Raw genomic sequence first — 20,422 nt, 5'->3', positions numbered from 1 at the left:
GGGAGCACTCATCGATCGATGATCGAGCGCACGCTCAACGGATCGTCGCCGAGTCCCTCGTCGAGATGTTCCTTGCCGTCCAGGTAGGAGGCGCGCTTGCGATCCTTCTGCTGCTGGTTCTGGCCGCCGGCCCCCATGCCGCCCATGCCGCCCATCGGCATGCCGCCCATCGGCATGCCGCCCATCCCCATCGGGGCCATCGACGAATCCTGCGCTGCCGCAGCGGCTCCGGCGCGAGTGCCGGCGGGATCACCCGCCTGGTCGGGCGTGCTGCCGCTGGTGGTGGAGGCGCGCGGGAACAGCTTGGAATCCCCGAGGGCATCCGAGCCCAGTGCGCCCGGACCGAGGGCGCCACCGGCGCTGCCGACGCCGCCACCCCCGCCACCGCCGCCGAGCAGATCCGACAGTGCGCCGGAAGCGCCACTGCCGCTGTCGAACCCGAACGGGCCGCTGATGCCGGATGCTCCGAACGGGCCGGAGACACCGAACGGACCGGACGCCCCGGTGGCGCCGAACGGCCCGGTTACGCCCGTGGCGCCCAACAGATCCGCCAGTGAGGTGAGCGCGCCGCTGGCGCCGCTGCCGCCCAGCAGTCCCCGCAACAGGGAACTGATCGGGCCCGAGGCCGCGGCGGCCACCGTGCCGAGGTCGCCGACGCTGCCACCGGACGGGGTGCCCGTCCCCGTCGGGGTGCCGGTACCGGTCGAGGTGCCCGGCATGCCCGACCCGCCGAGGCCCAGATTGCCCAGGTCGCCTGTGCTGAGGCCCTTTCCGCTGGGTGTGCCCTGACTGCCGCCGCTCTGTCCGCCGCCGCTGCCGGAATCACCTCCGGTGCCGCTGGAACCGAGGCCGAGATTGCCGAGATCGCCCGCGCTGAGGCCCTTTCCGCTGGGTGTGCCTTGTCCGCCGCCGCTCTGTCCGCCGCCGCTGCCGGTGTCGCCGCCGCCCGAGCCCGTGTCGCCGCCGCCGGTACCGCTGTTGCCGCTGCCGGTGTTGCCGTTACCGCCGTTGCCGCTGTTGCCCGATCCCGATCCGCTGCCGGATCCTGATCCTGGTCCTGATCCGTTGTTGCCGGGGTTGCCGGTGCCGTAGGTGCCGGTGGCGCCGGCGGCGGTGTCTGTGTTGGGGTCGGCGAGGATGGGGATGTAGGCGGCGATTTTGGGGAGGGCGGGGACGTAGATGGTGTTCCAGTGGCCTTGGGTGGTGGAGAGGTTGTTGTCGTCGTCGTTGCAGCCGCCCCAGGAGCCCCAGTAGACGTCGGACCAGTCTTGGGGGAGGGCTTTGTAGAGGTTGGCGAAGAGGTCGGTGAGGTAGGCCTCGGCGGTGTAGACGGATCTCATGTCGGTGCCGAGGTCTTGGGCGGATTGGTAGTAGTTCTGGACGGCGGTGAGGGCGGCGGTGGAGCCTTGGCCGGACCAGGTGGCGGTGTCGGTGAGGGTGCTGTAGGTGGCGTTGTAGAAGTCGTCGGTGGCGGTGTTCCATTTGGCGGCGAGTTGGCTCCATTGGGTGGCTTCGAGGGCGAGGGTGGGGTTGTTGTCCTGGATGGACAGGGCCATGAAGTAGAACTGGGCGAGGTTGAACATGCTGCCGGGTTCTGCTTCGCCGGCGACGGTGGCTGCGTGGGGGTCGGCGTGGAAGTTGTTGTTCATGCCGGTGGGGCCGGAGGCGGCTTCGCTGGGCCAGTTGTCGGCGTTGGGGGTGATGGGGTTGTTGATGTCGAAGGTGATGGGGGTGGTGTTGGCGGGGTCGATGAGGTTGAAGTTGTCGACGTTGATCTGGTTGGCGGTTTCGTAGGCTTTGGCGGCGGCGGCGAAGGTGTCGCCCATGTCGGTGACGATTTTCTGGTGCTGGCGCAGGCGTTGGGCCAGTTCGGTCCATTTGCTTTTCAGCAGGTTGCGGAAGCTGGTGGCGGAGCCGACGGTTTCGTTGTTGGGGTAGGTGGTGGGTGGGTTCCAGTTGCTGGTGTTGTAGGTGTCGGAGGCGTAGGTGATGAGGGGTTTGGAGGGTGTTTGGAGGGTGTTGACGGTGGCGAGCATGGATTCGATGAAGCTGAGCAGGTTCTGGCAGGCGGTGATGCATGCCTGGGCGGAGCTGGAGTCGAACAGCAGTGAATTGCCTTGGGCGCTGCTGAGCAGCGTCGGCCACTGGGTCGTGTCCGGAACACCCGTCGCACTCACCGCATACTCCCGAGTCTCGGCCTGCTCACCATCGTGCCCTGATCGTCAGTTGTCGAAGACGCTCTCGCGCATCAGTTCCCGGGATTCGTCCTGGACGACGAGCAGCGTGTCGGCGATTGCCCGATCGATGTGGTTCCGCATGGCGGCGGCATCGATGCCGATCGCGGCCATCGGCGGGGTCAGGTCGATCAGGTACCGGCCGTCGCCCGGATGGTCCTCCCAGAACAGTCGCGTCAACCGCATGTTCCGCGGGCCGAATCGGGATCGGCCCTGCCGGATCTCGATGATGCCGACCAGGCCCTGTGCCGCCTGTTGCCAGCTCTGGCTGCGCCGGTCCACGTCGTTGTCGCCGCTGTCGTAGAACCCTCGATTGCTCCAGTGGTCGACGGTCTCCTCCTGATGATAGGTGACCAGATCGACCCGGGACTGGGATCCGGCGGTCATCTCCGGCAGCGCACCGACCACGAGCCCCGACAGCGATTCGGCGGGCGCCTCGACGATCCGGTAGCGGTCGAAGGTGTCCACGGTGTGATCGCTGTAGCCCTGGATCAGGATCGCCCGCTCGCCGCATCGGTTGGCGATCAGGAAGTAGCGCTGGCTGGTGTCGCCCATGTCCGCGCTGTGCCAGGTCCGGACCTGTACCCGCACTTCGGGTCTGGCGGCTTCGGTGAGGACGTCGACCAGATCCGGGTCCCATCGCGATTGCAGCGATCGCCACACCGACGACTTCAGCCGCTCGAATTCCAGATACGTGGTCAGCTTCGGATTCACGTAGGTGAACGGGTAGGGCAGGTCGCTGCGGAGCACCCGCTCCCGCAGCACCAGGAATTCGAGGTCGGACAGGTGCCAGGTCTGCTCGCTCATCTCAGTCCTCTTCCAGCTTGGTCAGTCGGCGCGGCTGCTCGGGAGCCGAGACGGGGATGACCGGGGTGCCCTCGTTGCCGGCCACCACATTGTCCGGGACCACCGGCTGCGACGTCGTGCCCACCGAAGCCGAGGCCCGCGGGAAGAAATCGCTCTGCGGGCCGGTGGGGCCGTCCGGCCCGACCGCCTCGGCCCGGCTCTCGAAGACCGGCGGGTCGGTGCCGTCCGGCGGCTCCAGACCGAGATCCCTTGCCACTCGATGAGTTTCGTGGTCGACGGTGGCACCCAGGTTCTGCACGTCGTTGCCGACATCGGTCGCGGCCGCGCTCATCGCCTGCTGGAAGTTCAGCATGCCGCTCTGGAATGCCTGGCCGAGCTGTTGCAGATCGGGCGGAAGTTGTTGCAGCAGTTGCTGTGCCAGCTGTTCCAGGCCCGGCATCGAGGAGGACAGCATCTGCAGGATGTCGCCGAACAGGCTGAGCAGATCCGCCGCCGCACCGCTGGCGCCCGAGGCGCCGGAGCCGCCGATCCCGCTGGCGCCGATTCCGCTTGCGCCGGAACCGGATCCGCTGGCGCCGGAGCCGCCGGTGGTACCACCGCTGGTGCCGCCACTGGTGCCGCCACTGGTGCCGCCGCCGGTCCCGCTGGGACTGCCCTGACTGCCGCCGCTGCCGCTGTCGCCACTGGAACCGAGTCCGCTGGTGCCGGAACCGGTGGGGGAACCCTGTCCACTGCCGCTGGTCCCACTGCCGCTACTGCCGCTGTCGCCGCTGGCGCCGAGGCCGCTGACACCACCGCTGCCGCTGGGTGTGCCTTGTCCGCCGCCGCTCTGGCCGCCACCACTGCCGGAATCACCGCTGGAGCCGAGTCCGCCGGTTCCGCCGCCGGTGCCGCTGTTGCCGCCGCCGGTGCCGCTGTTGCCATTGTTGCCGCTGCCGTTGCCGCTGTTGCCGTTACCGCTGCCGCCGTTGCCGTTGTCTCCGGATCCTGATCCTGGTCCTGATCCGTTGTTGCCGGGGTTGCCGGTGCCGTAGGTGCCGGTGGCGCCGGCGGCGGTGTCTGTGTTGGGGTCGGCGAGGATGGGGATGTAGGCGGCGATTTTGGGGAGGGCGGGGACGTAGATGGTGTTCCAGTGGCCTTGGGTGGTGGAGAGGTTGTTGTCGTCGTCGTTGCAGCCGCCCCAGGAGCCCCAGTAGACGTCGGACCAGTCTTGGGGGAGGGCTTTGTAGAGGTTGGCGAAGAGGTCGGTGAGGTAGGCCTCGGCGGTGTAGACGGATCTCATGTCGGTGCCGAGGTCTTGGGCGGATTGGTAGTAGTTCTGGACGGCGGTGAGGGCGGCGGTGGAGCCTTGGCCGGACCAGGTGGCGGTGTCGGTGAGGGTGCTGTAGGTGGCGTTGTAGAAGTCGTCGGTGGCGGTGTTCCATTTGGCGGCGAGTTGGCTCCATTGGGTGGCTTCGAGGGCGAGGGTGGGGTTGTTGTCCTGGATGGACAGGGCCATGAAGTAGAACTGGGCGAGGTTGAACATGCTGCCGGGTTCTGCTTCGCCGGCGACGGTGGCTGCGTGGGGGTCGGCGTGGAAGTTGTTGTTCATGCCGGTGGGGCCGGAGGCGGCTTCGCTGGGCCAGTTGTCGGCGTTGGGGGTGATGGGGTTGTTGATGTCGAAGGTGATGGGGGTGGTGTTGGCGGGGTCGATGAGGTTGAAGTTGTCGACGTTGATCTGGTTGGCGGTTTCGTAGGCTTTGGCGGCGGCGGCGAAGGTGTCGCCCATGTCGGTGACGATTTTCTGGTGCTGGCGCAGGCGTTGGGCCAGTTCGGTCCATTTGCTTTTCAGCAGGTTGCGGAAGCTGGTGGCGGAGCCGACGGTTTCGTTGTTGGGGTAGGTGGTGGGTGGGTTCCAGTTGCTGGTGTTGTAGGTGTCGGAGGCGTAGGTGATGAGGGGTTTGGAGGGTGTTTGGAGGGTGTTGACGGTGGCGAGCATGGATTCGATGAAGCTGAGCAGGTTCTGGCAGGCGGTGATGCATGCCTGGGCGGAGCTGGAGTCGAACAGCAGTGAATTGCCTTGGGCGCTGCTGAGCAGCGTCGGCCACTGGGTCGTGTCCGGAACACCCGTCGTCGAACTCACCACACACTCCCGTCTCGGTCGAGCCAGCTGCGCGGCTCGTATCCATGGTCGTTCTCGTCACCGATCTCGTTCTGCTCCACCGCATCCTGGGTGGGCAGGCCCAGCAGATCCAGGGCCCGATCCGTGATCCCCAGTGCGGCGAGGTCGGTGCGCCGGGTCAGTCCGGCTCGGTTGGCGGCCAGCCGGCACAGCCGCAGCAGATCGTCGGCCAGTTCCGCGGGGTCGCGACGCAGTTGGTCGGCCTGCACCCGCAACGCCATCGGCAGGCCGGATTCGGTTGCGGTCACCACGATCTCACCGCCGCGCAGGGCGGCGTCCGCGGTCGTGTACGTGGTGAAGACCGGTTCGTCCGGTGCCGCTTCGGTGTCGGGCTCGGGCTCCGGTGGCGGGTCGGGACGGTCGTCGTCGGTCTCCGGCTCGACCCCCTCGTAGACGGCGCCGTCGTGGATCGCGCCGGTGTATCCGGCGTCCTCGTCCTCGGGGAACCATGACCGATCAGGCACTGCGCTCGTCCTCCACTGTCTGGAGCACCTTGGCGATGTCGGCGCCGATCATCGCCGCCAGCCGATGCGGATCCGCCGCGACCGCGACCGGCGTCGCGGTGTCGGCGATGGCGTACCGGCCGTCCTCCACCAGATCCCGCCAGAAGATGCGATGTTTCGTGATCCCACGCGGGCCGAAAATCGAACTGCCCTGGAAGGTTTCGACCACACCCAGCACCTCGATGGGCAGATTCAGCCAGGCGGTGCTGCGGCGTTCCAGCTCGACGTAGTCGTCGAGCACCTCGGATCGTCCGTACCAGTGATCGGTGTCGCTGCGATCCGGCGAACTCACCAACGGGGTGTCCGGCAACCGGCCCGGCGCGCGCGGCGGCAGCGCACCCACGACCGCACCGGCCAATCGCTCCGCCGGGCCCATCGTGATCACGAAACCGCTACTGTGCCACATGGTTTCACCGGGCAACTGCCGGATCAGCACGGCCACCGCGCCCTGCCGCGCGCCGAGCACCCGGACCCGGGCCGCCGAATTCTCCTGATCGGCCGGATCCACGCTGTGTGTGAGCACCCGGACGTCGGCGTGCGCCACCCGGCCGAGCGCGTCCTGGAGCGAGCCGTCGTGCCGTTCCCACATCGCATCCCAGGTCCGGTCCGCCATCCGCCGGTACTCGTCCGCGTAGTGCTCGCGCATCAGCGCGCACAGCGGCGCGGGCAGCCGCTCCTCGAACAGTCGCTCCCAGGCGACGACCAGTTCGGCGTCGGTGAGATTCCAGGTGACGCTCACCGGTCCAGCACCGGACGGATACTGGGATCGAGGGGCCCGATCGCCTCGTCGAGATGTTCGGTGGAGTTGAGCAGGTCGGAGCGTTTGCGCTCCTTCTCCTCGTCCTTCTTGCCCTGCGGCGAACCGCCGAACGGGAAGCCGGGTTCGCGGCCCTCCGCCGCACCGGCCCGGCCGAGCCGCTCGGCCTCGAGCGGAAGTTTGGAGCGCGGGAACAGCTTCGACTCGTCCTGGAGCAGCTTCTCCTCCGCGGCGAGCGCCTCGCCGGCCCGGCCCAGCGCGCCCTTGCCGAGGCCACCGAGCAGGCCGCGCTCGGCGCGTGCGAGGTCGTCGGCCGCCCGGCCGAGCGGATTTCCGCCGAGCATCGGATTTCCGGCGAAATTGCCTGCCGGGTCGGCGAGTTTGTCGCCGTTCAGCCCCGACAGCGCGTCCAGGCCCGAGGTCGCGGTGTCGCCGAGACCGGTACCGGTACCCGTGCCGTCGGTGCCGGTGGTTCCCGAACCCGTGGTGCCGGTGCCGGTGTCGCCGAGGCCGGTACCGGTACCCGTATCGGTGCCGGTTCCCGTCCCGGTGGTTCCCGAACCCGTGGTGCCCGTGCCGGTGTCGCCGGTGCCGGTGCTCCCGGAGGAGGTGTCGCCGCCGGTACCGCCCGAGTTGCCGTTCGAACTGCCGCCGCTGCCGCCGGAGGTGTTCGACGGGGTGTACTCACTGTTGCTGGGGGTGGTGTCGCCGTAGCCCGAGGAGAAATCGTTCGGATTGGCGTTGGTCGTCTGGGTGTTGCTGTTGACGTTGCCGTTGGTCACCGGGTTCGGGTCGGTCAGCGCGACGACGTTGTTCGTGGTGCCGGAGAAATTGTCGTAGTAACTGGTGTTGAAGGCGTTCTGGTACTGGAGTAGCAGGGCCTGGCTGTCGGCGGGGGTGAGCGTGGCCCCGGAGCTGCTGGTGGTCGGCGGGGTCTCCGTCTGCGGCATCGAGGTCTTGGTGTTCTGGAGCCAGTCCGCCGTGAAGATCAGCAGGTCGCCCAGCTTGTTCATGTCGTCGGTGAGGGTCTTCGATTCCGTCGTGTACTTCGTGGTGGCGTTGATCGACGCGGTGGCGCCGCTGCCCGTCCACTGGCTCGACAGACCCGAGATGTTCTGCTTCAGCGTGTCGAACGTCGGTTGCAGCACGAGTTGCGCCAGCCAGTACCAGACACCGCCGGCGTTCGCGACGCCCTGTGCGTCGATGCTCTGCCCGATCTGGTACAGCTGCTCCCATTGCAGGGTCGAGCCCAGCTCCGGCGTGATCGACACGCTGTCCATCGGGGTGCCCGGCCAGTTCGGGGTGCCGCGCGGCGGCAGCGCCTGGATGAACGGCGAACCCGCCGGGGCGGTGCCGGTCGGATTGCTGAACGACATGTTGGACAGCGCGGTGACCTGGGCGCCGAAGTTCTGCGCACTGGTGGTCTCGGCCGCCGCGTAGGCCTTGCCGGCCTCGACGAAAGCGTTGCCCATATCGGTGAGGATGTTCTGATGCTTGATCATCCGATCCTCGAGATCGGTGGCGATCTTCTTGTGGAAGACGCCCGCGAGCGCGGTACCGGACGCGGTGCTCGCGACGGTCGGGCTGGCCAGCTGGAGGTTCTGCTGAATCCACTGGTGCGCACCGACGATCGAGTTCAGCGCGTCCAGGACATGGTTGGCGGCCGTCTCCGCGACGCCGGGCTCGAGCATGAGATCGCCGTTGCGCGCCGTCGTGCTCAGGCCGGACCAGCCGGTGTCGTCGGTGAGGCTCGGATCGGGTGCCACGGTCAAACTCCCACGTGCCGTTCTGTATGGACTATTTATCACAGGTCGGGCGGGGGCGCGCGCTGTGAACCGGGGGCGTACCTCCTGTTAACCCACTGTTCCGCAGCGGATTTCAGTGCAACTGATCACGAAGTGCATCGATATCGGCCAGCGTCTCGGTGAGCCCGACACGTCCGGTCGACTCCACCGCGATCGGCGCGAACAGCGCGGTGGTCTGTCCGGCCACATCGGCGACGGCCAGCCGGGACGCCTCGGTGATGGCCGTGGCGATCTCGTCGTACTCGAGATCGCCGATGTCCGAAGAGAATTTGATATCGATCACAATGCCGTCGGCATTGACGGTGACGGTGACGCGGCGGCGTTCGGCGGTGCCGACCCCCATCAGCCGGGTGCGGGCCTCCTGCAATCGGCCGATTTCATCGGCCTGTTCCCGGAACTGCTCGATCTTGGCAGCGAATTCGTTGTCGGACATGACGATTCCCTCTCAGCGATCGAAGGTGCCGCGCTGGTTCGGCCGGTACTCGACCGCATCCTCGAATTCCGGCCGGGCCGTGTCCTGCTCTCGTTCGCTCGGCGGGGTCAGCGGCGCCGGAGGTGGTGCGGCGATCCGATCCTCCAGTGTCGGTACGCCTTCGATGAAATCGCCGATCTTCGGCAGGCGCGCGCGGGCGGCGTGCAACGGGGCCAGCAACTCCTCGGCCTTGCGCCGTACCTCGGCCGCGGCCTGCTGCGCGGCCTGCACGGTGGCCCGGGCGATCTGGCCGTAGCTGAGATCGTCGACGTCCTCGGTGAAGATGGTGCGCACAACGGATCCGGAGGCGTTCACCTCCACGGTGATTCGCCCACGTTCCACGCTCGCCGACGCGGTGAGGGCGTCGCGCTGCTGCCGGGCATCGATCAGCTGCGCCATGACATCGTGGAAGGAATCGAGGAACTGGGCGAAATCCGAGACCAGCCGTTCGTTCGGTCGCGACACGAGATTCAGTACATCACAGGTCCGACAACATCGTGAAGGATCGCTGGACGCCCTCGGTGCGCACGGGCAGCCCAGCGTACCCCACGAGGTAGCCGATCACGTCGTCGGCATCCTGTTGCCCGTCGGCATCGGGCAGGACGACCACGAACCGCGAGGGCCGGTCCCCGGCCTCACCGATCAGCGCCACCAGTTGGCCACCGCGCAGCCGCAGCACCAGTACCGGTGCGCCGTCCTCGGATTCGTCGAAAGTCGCCTTGACGGCGTGCTCGACCAGGGCCGTCGGTAGTTCGACCCAGCCGATGGGCAGACCGGCGCCGGCCGAGGGCCATTCGGTGGCATCGGCCTCGAGGAACGCCGGATCCGGCCAGGGCCGCCGCCGCTCCAACTCGGCCAGCAACTGCCGCAGGAAGGTCAGGATCTCGGCCTCGGTATGCCCCTCCGCGGCCAGTAGCGTCGCCGCGGGCAGCGTGGCGGAAGTCACGGCGCGGGTGAAGGCCGGATGGAACTCGTCCACCGTGGCCCAGTGGCTGATGCCGTCGATCAGGTCGGTGGCGGCGCGGGCCACCAGATCGGCGTCGTCGAGGTCGCCGATCTCGCTCATCGGGGCGCAGAACTCGGCCAGCAGGGTTTCCAGCCACTCCGCCTCGTCGAACGAGTCCGCCACGGTGGGTTCGGGATTCACGGGTCGGGTTCCTTTCGCGATCAGGTGCCGGGCGGGGTCGACCAGCCCGATCGCTCCCAGATGCCGCTGCCGGTGCCGCCGTCGTTCTCCTCCGGCTCCGGCTCCGTGGACTGGCCGGAGCGGGCGGGCCGACGCTTCTTGCGTTCGGCCTCGGGCGAATTGCGCGAGCGGCCGCCGCCACCGGGCGAGCCCGGCCCGTACGGCATCCCGCCGAGTGGTCCGGCGCCCGCCCGCGATCCGGCCGCCGAGGTGCCCGCCGTGCCCTTGGCCAGCTGTTCACCTTCGAAGGGGCCCTGGGGATTCGACGAGAGACCCGCCGCGCCGCCGCCGGCCCCGCCGCCCGACTGGCCGGCGCCGCCGCCGGTGGTGGAACCACCGGACGTGGCCGCGGATCGGGCCGCGGCATCGGTGTAATCCGGACCGCTGCCACCGGTCCCGTAGTTACCGAGAGTGCCGAAGGGGCTGCCGGATCCGTAACCGTCGATCGGCTGACCGTCCGCACCGTATTCGCCGGTCGGTGAGTACGGGCCGCTGGCGCCGTAATCGCCTGTGCCGTAGCCGGTTCCGGTGCCGTCGGTGCCGGTTCCGGTGCTGCCGTAGGCGCCGTCGCCGGTGCCCGAACCCGCTGTGCCCAGCCCGGAATCGGTGCCGGCCGAGCCGTCGCCCAGACCCGATCCGAGTCCGGAACCGAGGGAGCCGGTATCGGGACTGGTCGCGGACCCGAGACCGCTGTCGCCCAGGCCGCCGTTGCCGAGCCCGCCGTTGCCGAGCCCGCCGTTGCCGAGCCCGCCGTTGCCGAGCCCGCCGTTGCCGAGGCCACTGTTGCCGAGGCCACTGTTGCCGAGCCCGCCGTTGCCGAGCCCACTGTTGCCGAGTCCGCCGTTGCCGAGTCCGCCGTTGCCGAGTCCGCCGGAACCGAGTCCGCTGCCGAGGCCGCCCGTCGAGGTACCGCTGTTACCGCCGGAATTCGCGCCGCCCGAACTTCCCGGGCCATTGCCGCCGCCGGAGCCGTTGCCGCCACCCGAGCCGTTGCCGCCACCCGAGCCGTTGTCACCGCCGGAGCCGTTGTCACCCCCCGAGCCGTTGTCGCCGCCGCTCCCGCCACCGCCGGACCCGCCGATCGATTCGATGTACTGCTCGCCGAAGGAGTCCTCTTTCTTCGCGAAGGCGTCCGCGGCGTCGACCATGTCGGCGCCGTAGGTGGTGAAGAGGTTCTCGTAGGAGACCAGCGCGCCGCTGGCGCCGACGAGATCGTCACGGGAGGCGATGTAGCCGGTGGCGCCCTCGCTGAACTTCTTGCCCATCTCGTCGTTGCCCCACGGCTCGCCGAGCCCGTTGAGCGAACCCGTGAGACTCGACACGATCGACGCGAGAGTATCCTTCAGGGCCTCGAAATTCTTACCGGCCCTGCGCAGGTCGTCGATGTGGACCTCGAGCGAGTCGTCGGACACCGGGGACCTCCTGCGGACAAGACGGACACCGCCATCGGATCACGAAAACGAGGCCGGTGAGCAACACGATAATGAAGGCCGGGCGAATTCGCGACTCTTACCTGGTCATTCGGCATCGCGGCCGTCGAAAGTCGTTGCGCTGCTGTGTCAGGATGGCCGGGGCCGACATCGTGCTCGGCACGCGGACGAGGAGACCCGGCGACGTGACGAGTTCCGACGGCGAAGCCCCCAGGGCGACACCCATCGACACCGATGTGCCGTTCCTGCTCGGCGAACTGGGAATCGATCCACTGATGGGCGAGCTGGTCGCCGAATCCGTTGCCGAACAGCTTGTTTCGGCCGAGCCACCGGACATCGTGGCCGCCGATCCGGGCGCGGCCGAGCGGGCCGCCCGGATTCGGGAGCTGGAGGCGCGCATCGGCCGGGAGTTGACCGCGCTCGGACCGGCCGGGTGGACCCGGCTGGAGGCGGTGTTCGCGCTGACCGTCGCCGCCGAGGCCGGCTATGTCGGCTTCCTCGACGATCAGGACCGGGTCGCGCGGGTGGAGCCGCCGGAGACCACCCTGGCCGCGGTGCGGGAACACCGGTTGCTGTCGGCCCCCGACGGCGACGGTCCCTGGTGGCGGCTGCTGATCGCGGCGCAGGCGGGCGGCGACACCGAACTCGTCCCGGACGACGGCGCCGAACCGTTCCCGGACGATCAGCTGTTCGACCCCGAGGCGTATCTCGAGGATCTACACGTGTTCCCGCGCCGCCGACTGCCGCTGTGGCTGGCGGCCTATCTGTGGCACGAGGGTCGTCAGGTGCGCACGCCGCGGCAGGCGGCGGAGGCGGCCAGAGCCGCGCGGGCGGTGCCGGCGCCGGTCGCCGGAGTGCCCGAGCTGCCCGCGCTGTGGGGGCGGTGGACGGTGATCGCGGCGGCCTTCCTGGCCATCGGCTCCCCCCGTGGCCCGGGGGTGGCGCCGGCGCTGGCCTGGTTCGAGGACGGATTCCACAGCGGTTCCTCGCTGTTCCTGCTGCCCGGCGGCCGGGCCGTGCTGTCCGGCGGGGTCGCCACGGACCCGGACCTGGACGCCGCCTACAACACCGGCGGCCCGTTGCCGGATCTCTATGCGGGTGCGCCGGCGTGGGTTGCCGATCCGGTGCTGGATCCGCGTTCGCGGGCCGGACTGCTGTCGTTCTGCCTGTGGTGGTCCGGCGGGCAGTGGTACCGCGGCGGCCCCGGCGGCGATCCGGCGGCCGCGCTGCCGCCGGTGTCCGGCCCGGCCGAAACCGTCTCGGCGATCGTCGAACTGCTGGCGGCCGAGGCCACGCCACCACGGCCGGAGGCGGTGCGGGCCCTGGTCGGCGCGGCGGAGACGAATCGGGTCGGGCGCGCCGACCTGGCCGCGGTGTTCACCGCGCCGGAGCACGATCTCGACAGCGCGTACTACCAGCTGATCATCGCGGGGGTCGCGGCGGAATGATTCGCCGCGTGGATGCCGGAAGTTCACCACTATAGCCAGAATCGGGAACGTGACCGGGCTGTTATGCCGGGTGAAATGTCCGTAGTATCCCGGCCGGGCACTGTCCGTACCGGCGACCCCGGTGCGGTCGGGCGGCCCGAGGACAGTCGCTCCGCCGCGCGCGGAGCGGGCCAGTGGAGGTGTGGCGCCGTGACCGAGCCGGGTGGACGACGCCGCGCGCGACGAGTGGCCGGCCACCGATCGACCGGCACGCTGCTGGCGCAATTGCTGACCGCTGCCGTGGAATCGGCGACCGACGCGGTCGCGATCCGGTTCGAGCCCGCCGGTGGCGTCCGCCGCGAGCTCACCTATCGCGAACTGGACGAGGCGTCCTCGCGGCTGGCGCGGGAGTTGATCGCCCGCGGCGCGGGCCCCGGCGAGGTGGTGGCGATCGGGATCGCGCGGTCGGTGGAGTCGGTGCTGTCGGTGTGGGCGGTGGCCAAGACCGGGGCCGCGTTCGTGCCGGTGGACCCGATGTATCCGCCGGACCGGATCGCGTACCTGCTCACCGATTCCGGTGTGGCCCTGGGCCTCACGCTGTCGGCCCATCGCGCCGCCCTGGGCGGTCCGGTCGACTGGCTGGTGCTGGACGAGCCGGAACCGGCGGCCCGGATCGCGGCCCGCTCGTCGCATCCGGTGTCGTACGCCGATCAACGGCGCCGCCCGGCCGCCGACCACCTGGCGTACGTGATCTACACCTCCGGGTCGACGGGGCTGCCGAAGGGGGTGGCCGTCACCCACCGGGGCATCGCGGCGATGGCGACTGTCGGGCGGACCTACGGCATCACCGCGGCCTCGACCGTGCTGCACGTCAGTTCGCCGAGCTTCGACTTCTCCCTGATGGAGATGCTGTTCACCTTCGCCGCGGGAGCGCGGCTGGTGATCGCGCCACCGGACGTGTTCGGCGGCGCGGAACTGGCCGAACTGCTGGTCCGGGAACAGGTCACGCACCTGCTGATCACCCCCGGCGCCCTGGAATCCATGGACCCGGCCGGTTTCCCGGCGCTGCGGACCGTGGTGTGCGGCGGCGACCGGGTCGGCGCCGAACTGGTGACCCGCTGGGCTCGCGACGGCCGGACGATGTTCAACGCCTACGGGCCCACCGAGGCCACGGTGATGGTCACCACCGCCGCACTGCGGCCGGGACAGCCGGTGACCATCGGCGCCCGGATCCCGGGAGTCGGTGCGCTGATCCTGGATTCGCGGTTGCGCCCGGTGCCCGCCGGTGTGGTCGGCGAACTGTACCTGTCCGGTCCCGGCCTGGCCCGCGGCTATCTGGGCCGGCCGGGCCTGACCGCGGATCGGTTCGTGGCCAGTCCGTTCGCGGCCGCCGACGGAGTTCCGGGCGAACGGCTGTACCGGACCGGCGATCTGGTGCGGACCGCGGTGGCCGGTGGGCCGCTGGAATATCTGGGGCGCTCGGATTTCCAGGTGAAGATCCGCGGCTTGCGTATCGAACTGGGCGAGATCGACAACGCCCTCACCGCGCATCCGGAGGTGACGTTCGCGACCACGATCGGCCGCCGATTGCCCTCCGGCGCAACGGCGTTGGTCGGATACGTGCTGCCGCGTCCGGGCGCCCGGGTGGAACCCGCCGCACTGGCCGACTTCCTGTCGAAGTCGTTGCCGGACCACATGATTCCCGCCGCGATCGTGGTGCTGGACGAACTGCCGCTGACCCCGATCGGCAAGCTGGACCGAACCCGGTTGCCGGAGCCGCAATTCCGGGGCCGCGAGTTCCGGGCCCCCGCGACGGCCGCCGAACGGATGGTGGCCGAGGTGTTCGCGGCCCTGCTGACCGCGGGCGCACCGGTCGGTGCCGACGACGAATTCTTCGAGCTGGGCGGCGATTCGCTGCTGGCGACCCAGGCGGTGGCCCGCATCGGCGCCGCCCGGGGCACCCGGGTCTCGGTGCGGGCGCTGTTCGAGGCGCCGTCGGTGGCGGCGCTGGCACGGTGGGTGGAACGGGAAGCGGAGCTGGCCGCGGGGCGGCGGCTGCGGCCGGTACCGCGCCCGGACCGGATCCCGTTGTCGTTCCCGCAGCAGCGGATGTGGTTCCTGAACCGGCTGGATCCGGCGAGCGCGGTGGACAACGTCCCGCTCGCGGTGCGACTGTCCGGACGGCTGGACGTGGCCGCACTGCGGGCGGCGGTGACGGATCTGGTGACCCGGCACGAGGTGCTGCGGACGGTGTACCCGGACCACGACGGCATCGGATATCAACGGGTGCTGCCGGTGTCGGATCCGCGTGCGGTACCGGGTCTTCCGGTGATCGAGACCACCGCGGACGAGGTCACCGCGCTGATCGCCGCCGCGGCGCTCGAGGGTTTCGACGTGACGGTGGTGCCGCCGTTGCGGCTGCGGCTGCTCCGGTTGCCGGCGCCGGATTCCATTCTCCCGGACCATGTCCTGGTCTGCGTGGTGAATCACATCGCCGCCGACGGATTCTCGACGGGACCGTTGACCCGCGACCTGATGACGGCGTACGTTGCCCGGTCGGGGGGCCACGAGCCGCCGTGGGCGCCGCTGGTGGCCCAGTACGCGGATTACGCGCTGTGGCAACGGGAGACGCTCGGGTCGCAGGACGATCCGGAATCACCGCTGGCGCAGCAGATCGCGTTCTGGGATCGGGAATTGGCGGGGCTGCCGGAACAATTGGCGCTGCCGGCGGACCGGCCGCGCCCGGCGGTGGCATCGCATCGCGGGGCGACCGTCGAATTCGAGATCGGCGCCGATCTGCACCGGGCGCTGGCCCGGATCGCCCAGCGGCACACCGCGACCGTGTTCATGGTGGTGCACGCCGCACTGGCCGCGCTGCTGGCCCGGCTGTCCGGCAGCGCCGACATCGCGATCGGCACACCGGTCGCCGGGCGCGGTGATCAGGAGATCGACGACCTGATCGGCATGTTCGTCAACACGCTCGTCCTGCGCACCGAGGTCCGGCCGCAGCGGCGGTTCACCGAACTGCTCACCGCCGTCCGCGCCGGCGACGTGGCCGCCTTCGCACACGCCGACGTGCCGTTCGAGCAGTTGGTGGAACGGCTGGACCCGGTGCGGTCGCGGGCGCGGCATCCGCTGTTCCAGGTGATGCTGACCTTCCAGAACCTCGCCGCCGAGCAGCTCGATTTCCCGGGGCTGACCGTGGCGGGTGTCGACATCGCGGTGCCACTGGCGAAATTCGATCTGCACCTGACCCTGGTCGAGCGGCACGGCGAGGACGGTACGCCGCTGGGCCTGGCCGCCGCCTTCGGTTATGCCACCGACCTGTTCGACGAGCGCACGGTGATCGGCTTCGCCGACCGCTTCCACCGGATGCTGGCCGCGGTGGCCGCCGACGCCGATCGCGCGATCGGCGAGGTGGAGTTGCTGGCGCCGGACGAGCGGCAGCGCGTGCTGCGGCACTGGAACGACACCACGCACCTGGTGCCGGCCGCGACGCTGGCCGGGCTGTTCGCGCGGCAGGCGGCCGCCACCCCGGACGCGCCCGCCCTGGTGTTCGAGGCCGAGCGGTTGTCCTACGCCGATTTCGCCGCCCGGGTGCATCGGACGGCCCGCCACCTGATCTCGCTCGGTGTCGGCCCGGAGACCCGGGTGGCGCTGGCGATGCGCCGCTCGCCGGATCTGCTGGCCGGCCTGTACGCGGTGGTGGCCGCGGGCGCCGCCTACGTCCCCGTCGACCCGGACCATCCGGCCGACCGCACCCGAGACGTACTCGACACCGCCACTCCGGCCTGCGTACTGACCACGGCCCGCGACCTCGCGGCGGCGCCGCACCTGGCCGCCGCGCTCGCCCCGGACATCGTGATCCGGCTCGACCGGACGGACCTGACCGGGTACGCCGACCACCCGGTCACCGATGCCGATCGGCTTGCCCCGCTCCGGGATTCGAACGCCGCGTACGTGATCTTCACCTCGGGTTCGACCGGCCGTCCGAAGGGTGTGGCGGTCACTCATGCGGCGATCGTGAACCGCTTGTTGTGGATGCAGCACGAGTATCCGTTGACGGCTGCGGATGTGGTGTTGCAGAAGACTCCCGCGACCTTCGATGTGTCGGTGTGGGAGTTGTTCTGGCCGTTGCAGGTCGGTGCGAGTCTGGTGATCGCGCGTCCGGACGGGCATCGGGATCCGGTGTATCTGGCGCGGGTGATCGCCGAATACGGTGTGACGACGGCGCATTTCGTGCCGTCGATGTTGTCGGTGTTCGTGTCGGCGTTGGATACCGCGGCCACGGAGGTGTCGGCGAGCGGTCTGCGGCAGGTGTTCGCCTCCGGTGAGGCACTGCCCGCCCCCACCGCGCAGCGGTTGCGGGAGCTGACCGGGGCCCGGTTGCACAACCTGTACGGCCCCACCGAAGCCGCCGTCGACGTCACTTATCACGAAGTGGCCGAGACCGATGCGGTGGCGGTCCCGATCGGGCGACCGGTGTGGAACACCCGGGTGTATGTGCTGGACGCGCGATTGCATCCGGTTGCTCCCGGTGTACCCGGTGAGTTGTATCTGGCGGGTGTGCAGTTGGCTCGTGGCTATCTCGGGCGGGCGGATCTGTCCGCGGATCGTTTCGTGGCCGATCCGTTCTCCGTGACCGGGGAACGCATGTACCGTACCGGTGACCTCGTGGCCTGGACCGCTGATGGTGAACTGAACTATCTGGGTCGCACCGATTTTCAGGTGAAGCTGCGGGGCCTGCGGATCGAGTTGGGGGAGATCGAGTCCGCGTTGCTGGGGCAGCCGGGGGTGGCGCAGTCGGTGGTGGTGGTCAGGCAGGATCCGCACGCCGGTGATCAGGTGGTGGGTTACGTGGTTCGTGAACCCGATGCGGTGATCGTGACCGATGCGGTGAAAGCGGCCCTGTCGCAGACACTTCCGGCCTATATGGTCCCGGCCGGGATCGTGGTGCTCGACGAGTTCCCGCTCAACGCCTCCGGCAAGCTCGACCGGAAGGCCCTGCCCGCGGTCGAATTCGCCGCGCGCGGGTTCCGGGCGCCGTCGACGCCGATCGAGGAGATCGTCGCCGGAGTCTTCGCCGATCTGCTCGGCGTGGCCAGGGTCGGCGTCGACGACGACTTCTTCGCACTCGGCGGCAACTCGCTGATCGCCACCCGTGCGGTGGCGCGGCTGAGCCGGGCACTGCTGGCGGACATTCCGGTGCGGACCCTGTTCGAGGCGCCGACGGTCGCGGCGCTGGCCGCCCGCGCCGCCTCCGCCGAGGCCCGCGCGGCGGGGTGGCGGCCGCCGGTCCGCACCCGGCGCCCGGATCCGGTGCCGTTGTCGCCCGCGCAGCAACGCATGTGGGTGCTGAACCAGATCGATCCGGCGTCGACGGCCTACAACATCCCGCTGGCCGTCCGGTTGTCCGGCGCTCTCGACGTGCCCGCGCTGCGGCACGCGATCACCGATGTGCTGGACCGGCACGAGACGCTGCGGACCCGCTATCCCCTGCACGACGGCACCGGTCTGCCCTGCCAGGTGGTGACGTCCGCCGCCGAGGCGCTGCCGGAGGGCCTGCCGGTGGAACAGTCCACCGCGCCTCTGGGCCGGGTGCGGCAACTGATGTCCACCGGATTCGATGTGACACAGCAGGTTCCGGTCCGGGTACTACTGCTGGAGACGACCGCGGCACGCACGCCGGAACACATCCTGGTCTGGGTGGTGCACCATATCGCCGCCGACGGCGCCTCGCTGGCCCCGCTGGCCCGCGACCTGATGGCCGCCTACACCGTGCGCGCCGCCGGTGCGGCGCCCGGCTGGGGTCCGCTCGAACTCGACTACGCGGACTACGCGATCTGGCAACGGGAGGTCATCGGCGCCGGCGACGAGGAGGATTCACCCGCCGCCCGCCAACTGGCCTACTGGCGTGACCGGCTCGCGGGGGCGCCCGCGGAACTGCCGCTGCCGCACGATCATCCGCGTCCGCCGGTGCCCTCGATGCGCGGCGCGTCGGTGCGGCGCACGCTGCCCGCCCCGGTCCACGCCGACCTGGCACACCTGGCCCGGCGCCACGGCTCGACCATGTTCATGGTGCTGCACGCGGCCCTCGCCGCGCTGCTCGCCGGGCTGACCAGGGAATCCGACATCGTGATCGGGACGCCGATCGCCGGGCGCGGCGAGCGGGCGCTCGACGAACTCGTCGGCATGTTCGTCAACACGCTGGCCCTGCGAACCACGGTCGAATCCGGTATGTCCTTCGCCGATCTGGTCGACCGGGCCCGCGACACCGACCTGGCCGCCTTCGCACACGCCGACGTACCGTTCGAGCGCGTCGTCGACGAGGTGGCCCCGGGCCGCGCGTCGGTGCACAATCCGCTGCTGTCGGTGATGCTGTCGGTGCAGACCACCGAGACGCCGGTGCTGCGACTGCCGGGACTGACCGTCGAGGCGCTCGACATCGCCGCGGTGGCGGCCAAATTCGACCTTCAGATCGCGATCGACCCCCGCCACACCGAATCCGGCGACCCGGCCGACATGATCGTCGAATTCGCCTACGCCACCGATCTCTTCGAGGCGACCACCGCGGTCGTGATGGCCGGTGAGCTGGAACGACTGCTGATCGCCGTCGCCGCCGACCCGGAGATCGCCCTGGACCGGATCGCGCCGGCCGGTGCCCGTACGACCGAATCGACCTCGGCCGTCGCCGATTTCGACGTCACGGTGTCGGGCCTGCAACTCACCGCGCTGCTGCGCACCGTCGTCGACGAGGACCCCGACGGCCCCGCCGTGGTCGCGGGCGATCAGGAGATGAGCTATCGCGAACTCGACGCCTGGTCCTCACGTCTGGCGCGAGTGCTGATCGCGCTGGGCTGCGGTCCCGGTGACGCGGTGGGAGTGCTGCTCGACCGCGACATCGAGGCGGTCGTGACCATCTGGGCGGTGCTGAAGGCCGGCGCCGCCGTGCTGTGGCTCTCCGAGCCCGGCCCGGTGACCGCTGTCGCGGGTGATGTGGTGCCGCAGGCGGGAATCGGCGTGACCTCCGGAGCCCTGGCCGATCGTGCCGAGACGATGCCGGGAATCGGCTGGCTGCGGCTGGACGACCCGATGGTGACGGCCGCGATCGAGGCGCAATCCGCGGCGCCGGTGACCTACGCGCATCGCATCACCCGCCTGAAAGGCGTCGATCCCGCACTGCTGCTGGACATTCCGGTCGACTACGACGGCCTGGCGGCGATCGCCGACCGGCTGCGGACGGCCACGAAGCTCACCTACGAGTCGCGGACGTTCCACCTCGGCCCGGCGCGCGATCCGGCCGCGGTCGTGGAGATGGTGGCGGTGGGCCTGGTCGGCGCGTCGATCGTGCTCGGCCGCAGTGACATCGAGACCGCCGACGACCACAACGCCCTGCTCGCCGACGAGTGGGTCACCCATGTCTTCGGTGGCACCGCCGAACTCGCGAAACTGGATCCGCGGACGCCGACCGACCTGCGCGCGGTGGTGTTCACCGACGGGCCGGTCCCGTCCGGCGCCGGCCCGTGGTCCGCGCTGCCCGCGGCGGTCGCACTCGCCGACCTGCGATGAACGCTGCACGACACGGCAATTCATGTCGCGAAATCACATCGATTTAACGCAGCCGCCCCACCCGGGCGACC

Annotated in this window: 12 protein-coding genes; 2 read left to right on the top strand and 10 right to left on the bottom strand. The window is 69.8% G+C overall.

The window, feature by feature from the left end; all coding sequences use genetic code 11:
* Nucleotides 1-8: 8 nt before the first annotated feature.
* The 10 genes from LBW94_RS11960 to LBW94_RS11915 all read right to left on the bottom strand — a co-directional run bounded on the left by LBW94_RS11960 (nt 9) and on the right by LBW94_RS11915 (nt 11,337).
* Nucleotides 9-2,177: a hypothetical protein gene (locus LBW94_RS11960; protein WP_225057800.1), complete on the bottom strand. Its 2,169-nt coding sequence runs from the start codon at nt 2,175-2,177 to the stop codon at nt 9-11.
* 45 nt (nt 2,178-2,222) lie between these two features.
* Nucleotides 2,223-3,041, bottom strand: a complete 819-nt coding sequence (locus LBW94_RS11955) for an ESX secretion-associated protein EspG (RefSeq protein ID WP_225057801.1) — start codon at nt 3,039-3,041, stop codon at nt 2,223-2,225.
* A 1-nt stretch (nt 3,042) separates the two neighbouring features.
* Nucleotides 3,043-5,163, bottom strand: coding sequence for a hypothetical protein (locus tag LBW94_RS11950; RefSeq protein WP_225057802.1), 2,121 nt, complete (start codon nt 5,161-5,163; stop codon nt 3,043-3,045).
* A complete protein-coding gene (locus tag LBW94_RS11945; protein WP_225057803.1) occupies nt 5,160-5,666 on the bottom strand; it encodes a hypothetical protein in 507 nt (168 codons plus the stop codon). The genes LBW94_RS11950 and LBW94_RS11945 overlap by 4 nt, the downstream gene beginning before the upstream one ends.
* The gene (locus tag LBW94_RS11940) at nt 5,659-6,444 is read right to left on the bottom strand and encodes an ESX secretion-associated protein EspG (protein WP_225057804.1); all 786 of its coding nucleotides are present in this window, start codon (nt 6,442-6,444) and stop codon (nt 5,659-5,661) included. The genes LBW94_RS11945 and LBW94_RS11940 overlap by 8 nt, the downstream gene beginning before the upstream one ends.
* Nucleotides 6,441-8,228: a hypothetical protein gene (locus LBW94_RS11935; RefSeq protein ID WP_225057805.1), complete on the bottom strand. Its 1,788-nt coding sequence runs from the start codon at nt 8,226-8,228 to the stop codon at nt 6,441-6,443. Before LBW94_RS11935 ends, LBW94_RS11940 begins: the two co-directional genes overlap by 4 nt.
* Nucleotides 8,229-8,340: 112 nt before the next feature.
* Nucleotides 8,341-8,700, bottom strand: coding sequence for a YbaB/EbfC family nucleoid-associated protein (locus tag LBW94_RS11930; RefSeq protein WP_225057806.1), 360 nt, complete (start codon nt 8,698-8,700; stop codon nt 8,341-8,343).
* A gap of 12 nt (nt 8,701-8,712) precedes the next feature.
* Nucleotides 8,713-9,204, bottom strand: a complete 492-nt coding sequence (locus tag LBW94_RS11925) for a YbaB/EbfC family nucleoid-associated protein (protein ID WP_225057807.1) — start codon at nt 9,202-9,204, stop codon at nt 8,713-8,715.
* Nucleotides 9,205-9,217: 13 nt separating this feature from the next.
* Nucleotides 9,218-9,886 (bottom strand): hypothetical protein, encoded by a 669-nt coding sequence (locus tag LBW94_RS11920; RefSeq protein ID WP_225057808.1) that lies wholly within the window; start codon nt 9,884-9,886, stop codon nt 9,218-9,220.
* A gap of 20 nt (nt 9,887-9,906) precedes the next feature.
* Nucleotides 9,907-11,337, bottom strand: a complete 1,431-nt coding sequence (locus LBW94_RS11915) for a hypothetical protein (RefSeq protein ID WP_225057809.1) — start codon at nt 11,335-11,337, stop codon at nt 9,907-9,909.
* Nucleotides 11,338-11,540: 203 nt separating this feature from the next.
* On the opposite strand from LBW94_RS11915, the gene LBW94_RS11910 reads away from it, so the two are divergent.
* Both LBW94_RS11910 and LBW94_RS11905 read left to right on the top strand, forming a co-directional pair.
* Nucleotides 11,541-12,803 carry a hypothetical protein gene (locus tag LBW94_RS11910; RefSeq protein WP_225057810.1) on the top strand — a complete coding sequence of 421 codons (1,263 nt, stop codon included), beginning with the start codon at nt 11,541-11,543 and terminating at the stop codon, nt 12,801-12,803.
* Between the two features lie 189 nt (nt 12,804-12,992).
* Nucleotides 12,993-20,351, top strand: coding sequence for a non-ribosomal peptide synthetase (locus tag LBW94_RS11905; protein ID WP_266270679.1), 7,359 nt, complete (start codon nt 12,993-12,995; stop codon nt 20,349-20,351).
* Nucleotides 20,352-20,422: the final 71 nt, after the last annotated feature.

Origin of the sequence: Nocardia sp. alder85J (assembly GCF_020176955.2) — a bacterium.
Taxonomy (GTDB): Bacteria; Actinomycetota; Actinomycetes; order Mycobacteriales; family Mycobacteriaceae; genus Nocardia.
The sequence above is the reverse complement of the archived record's forward strand: the minus strand, read 5'-3'. Positions and strand labels throughout refer to the sequence as shown.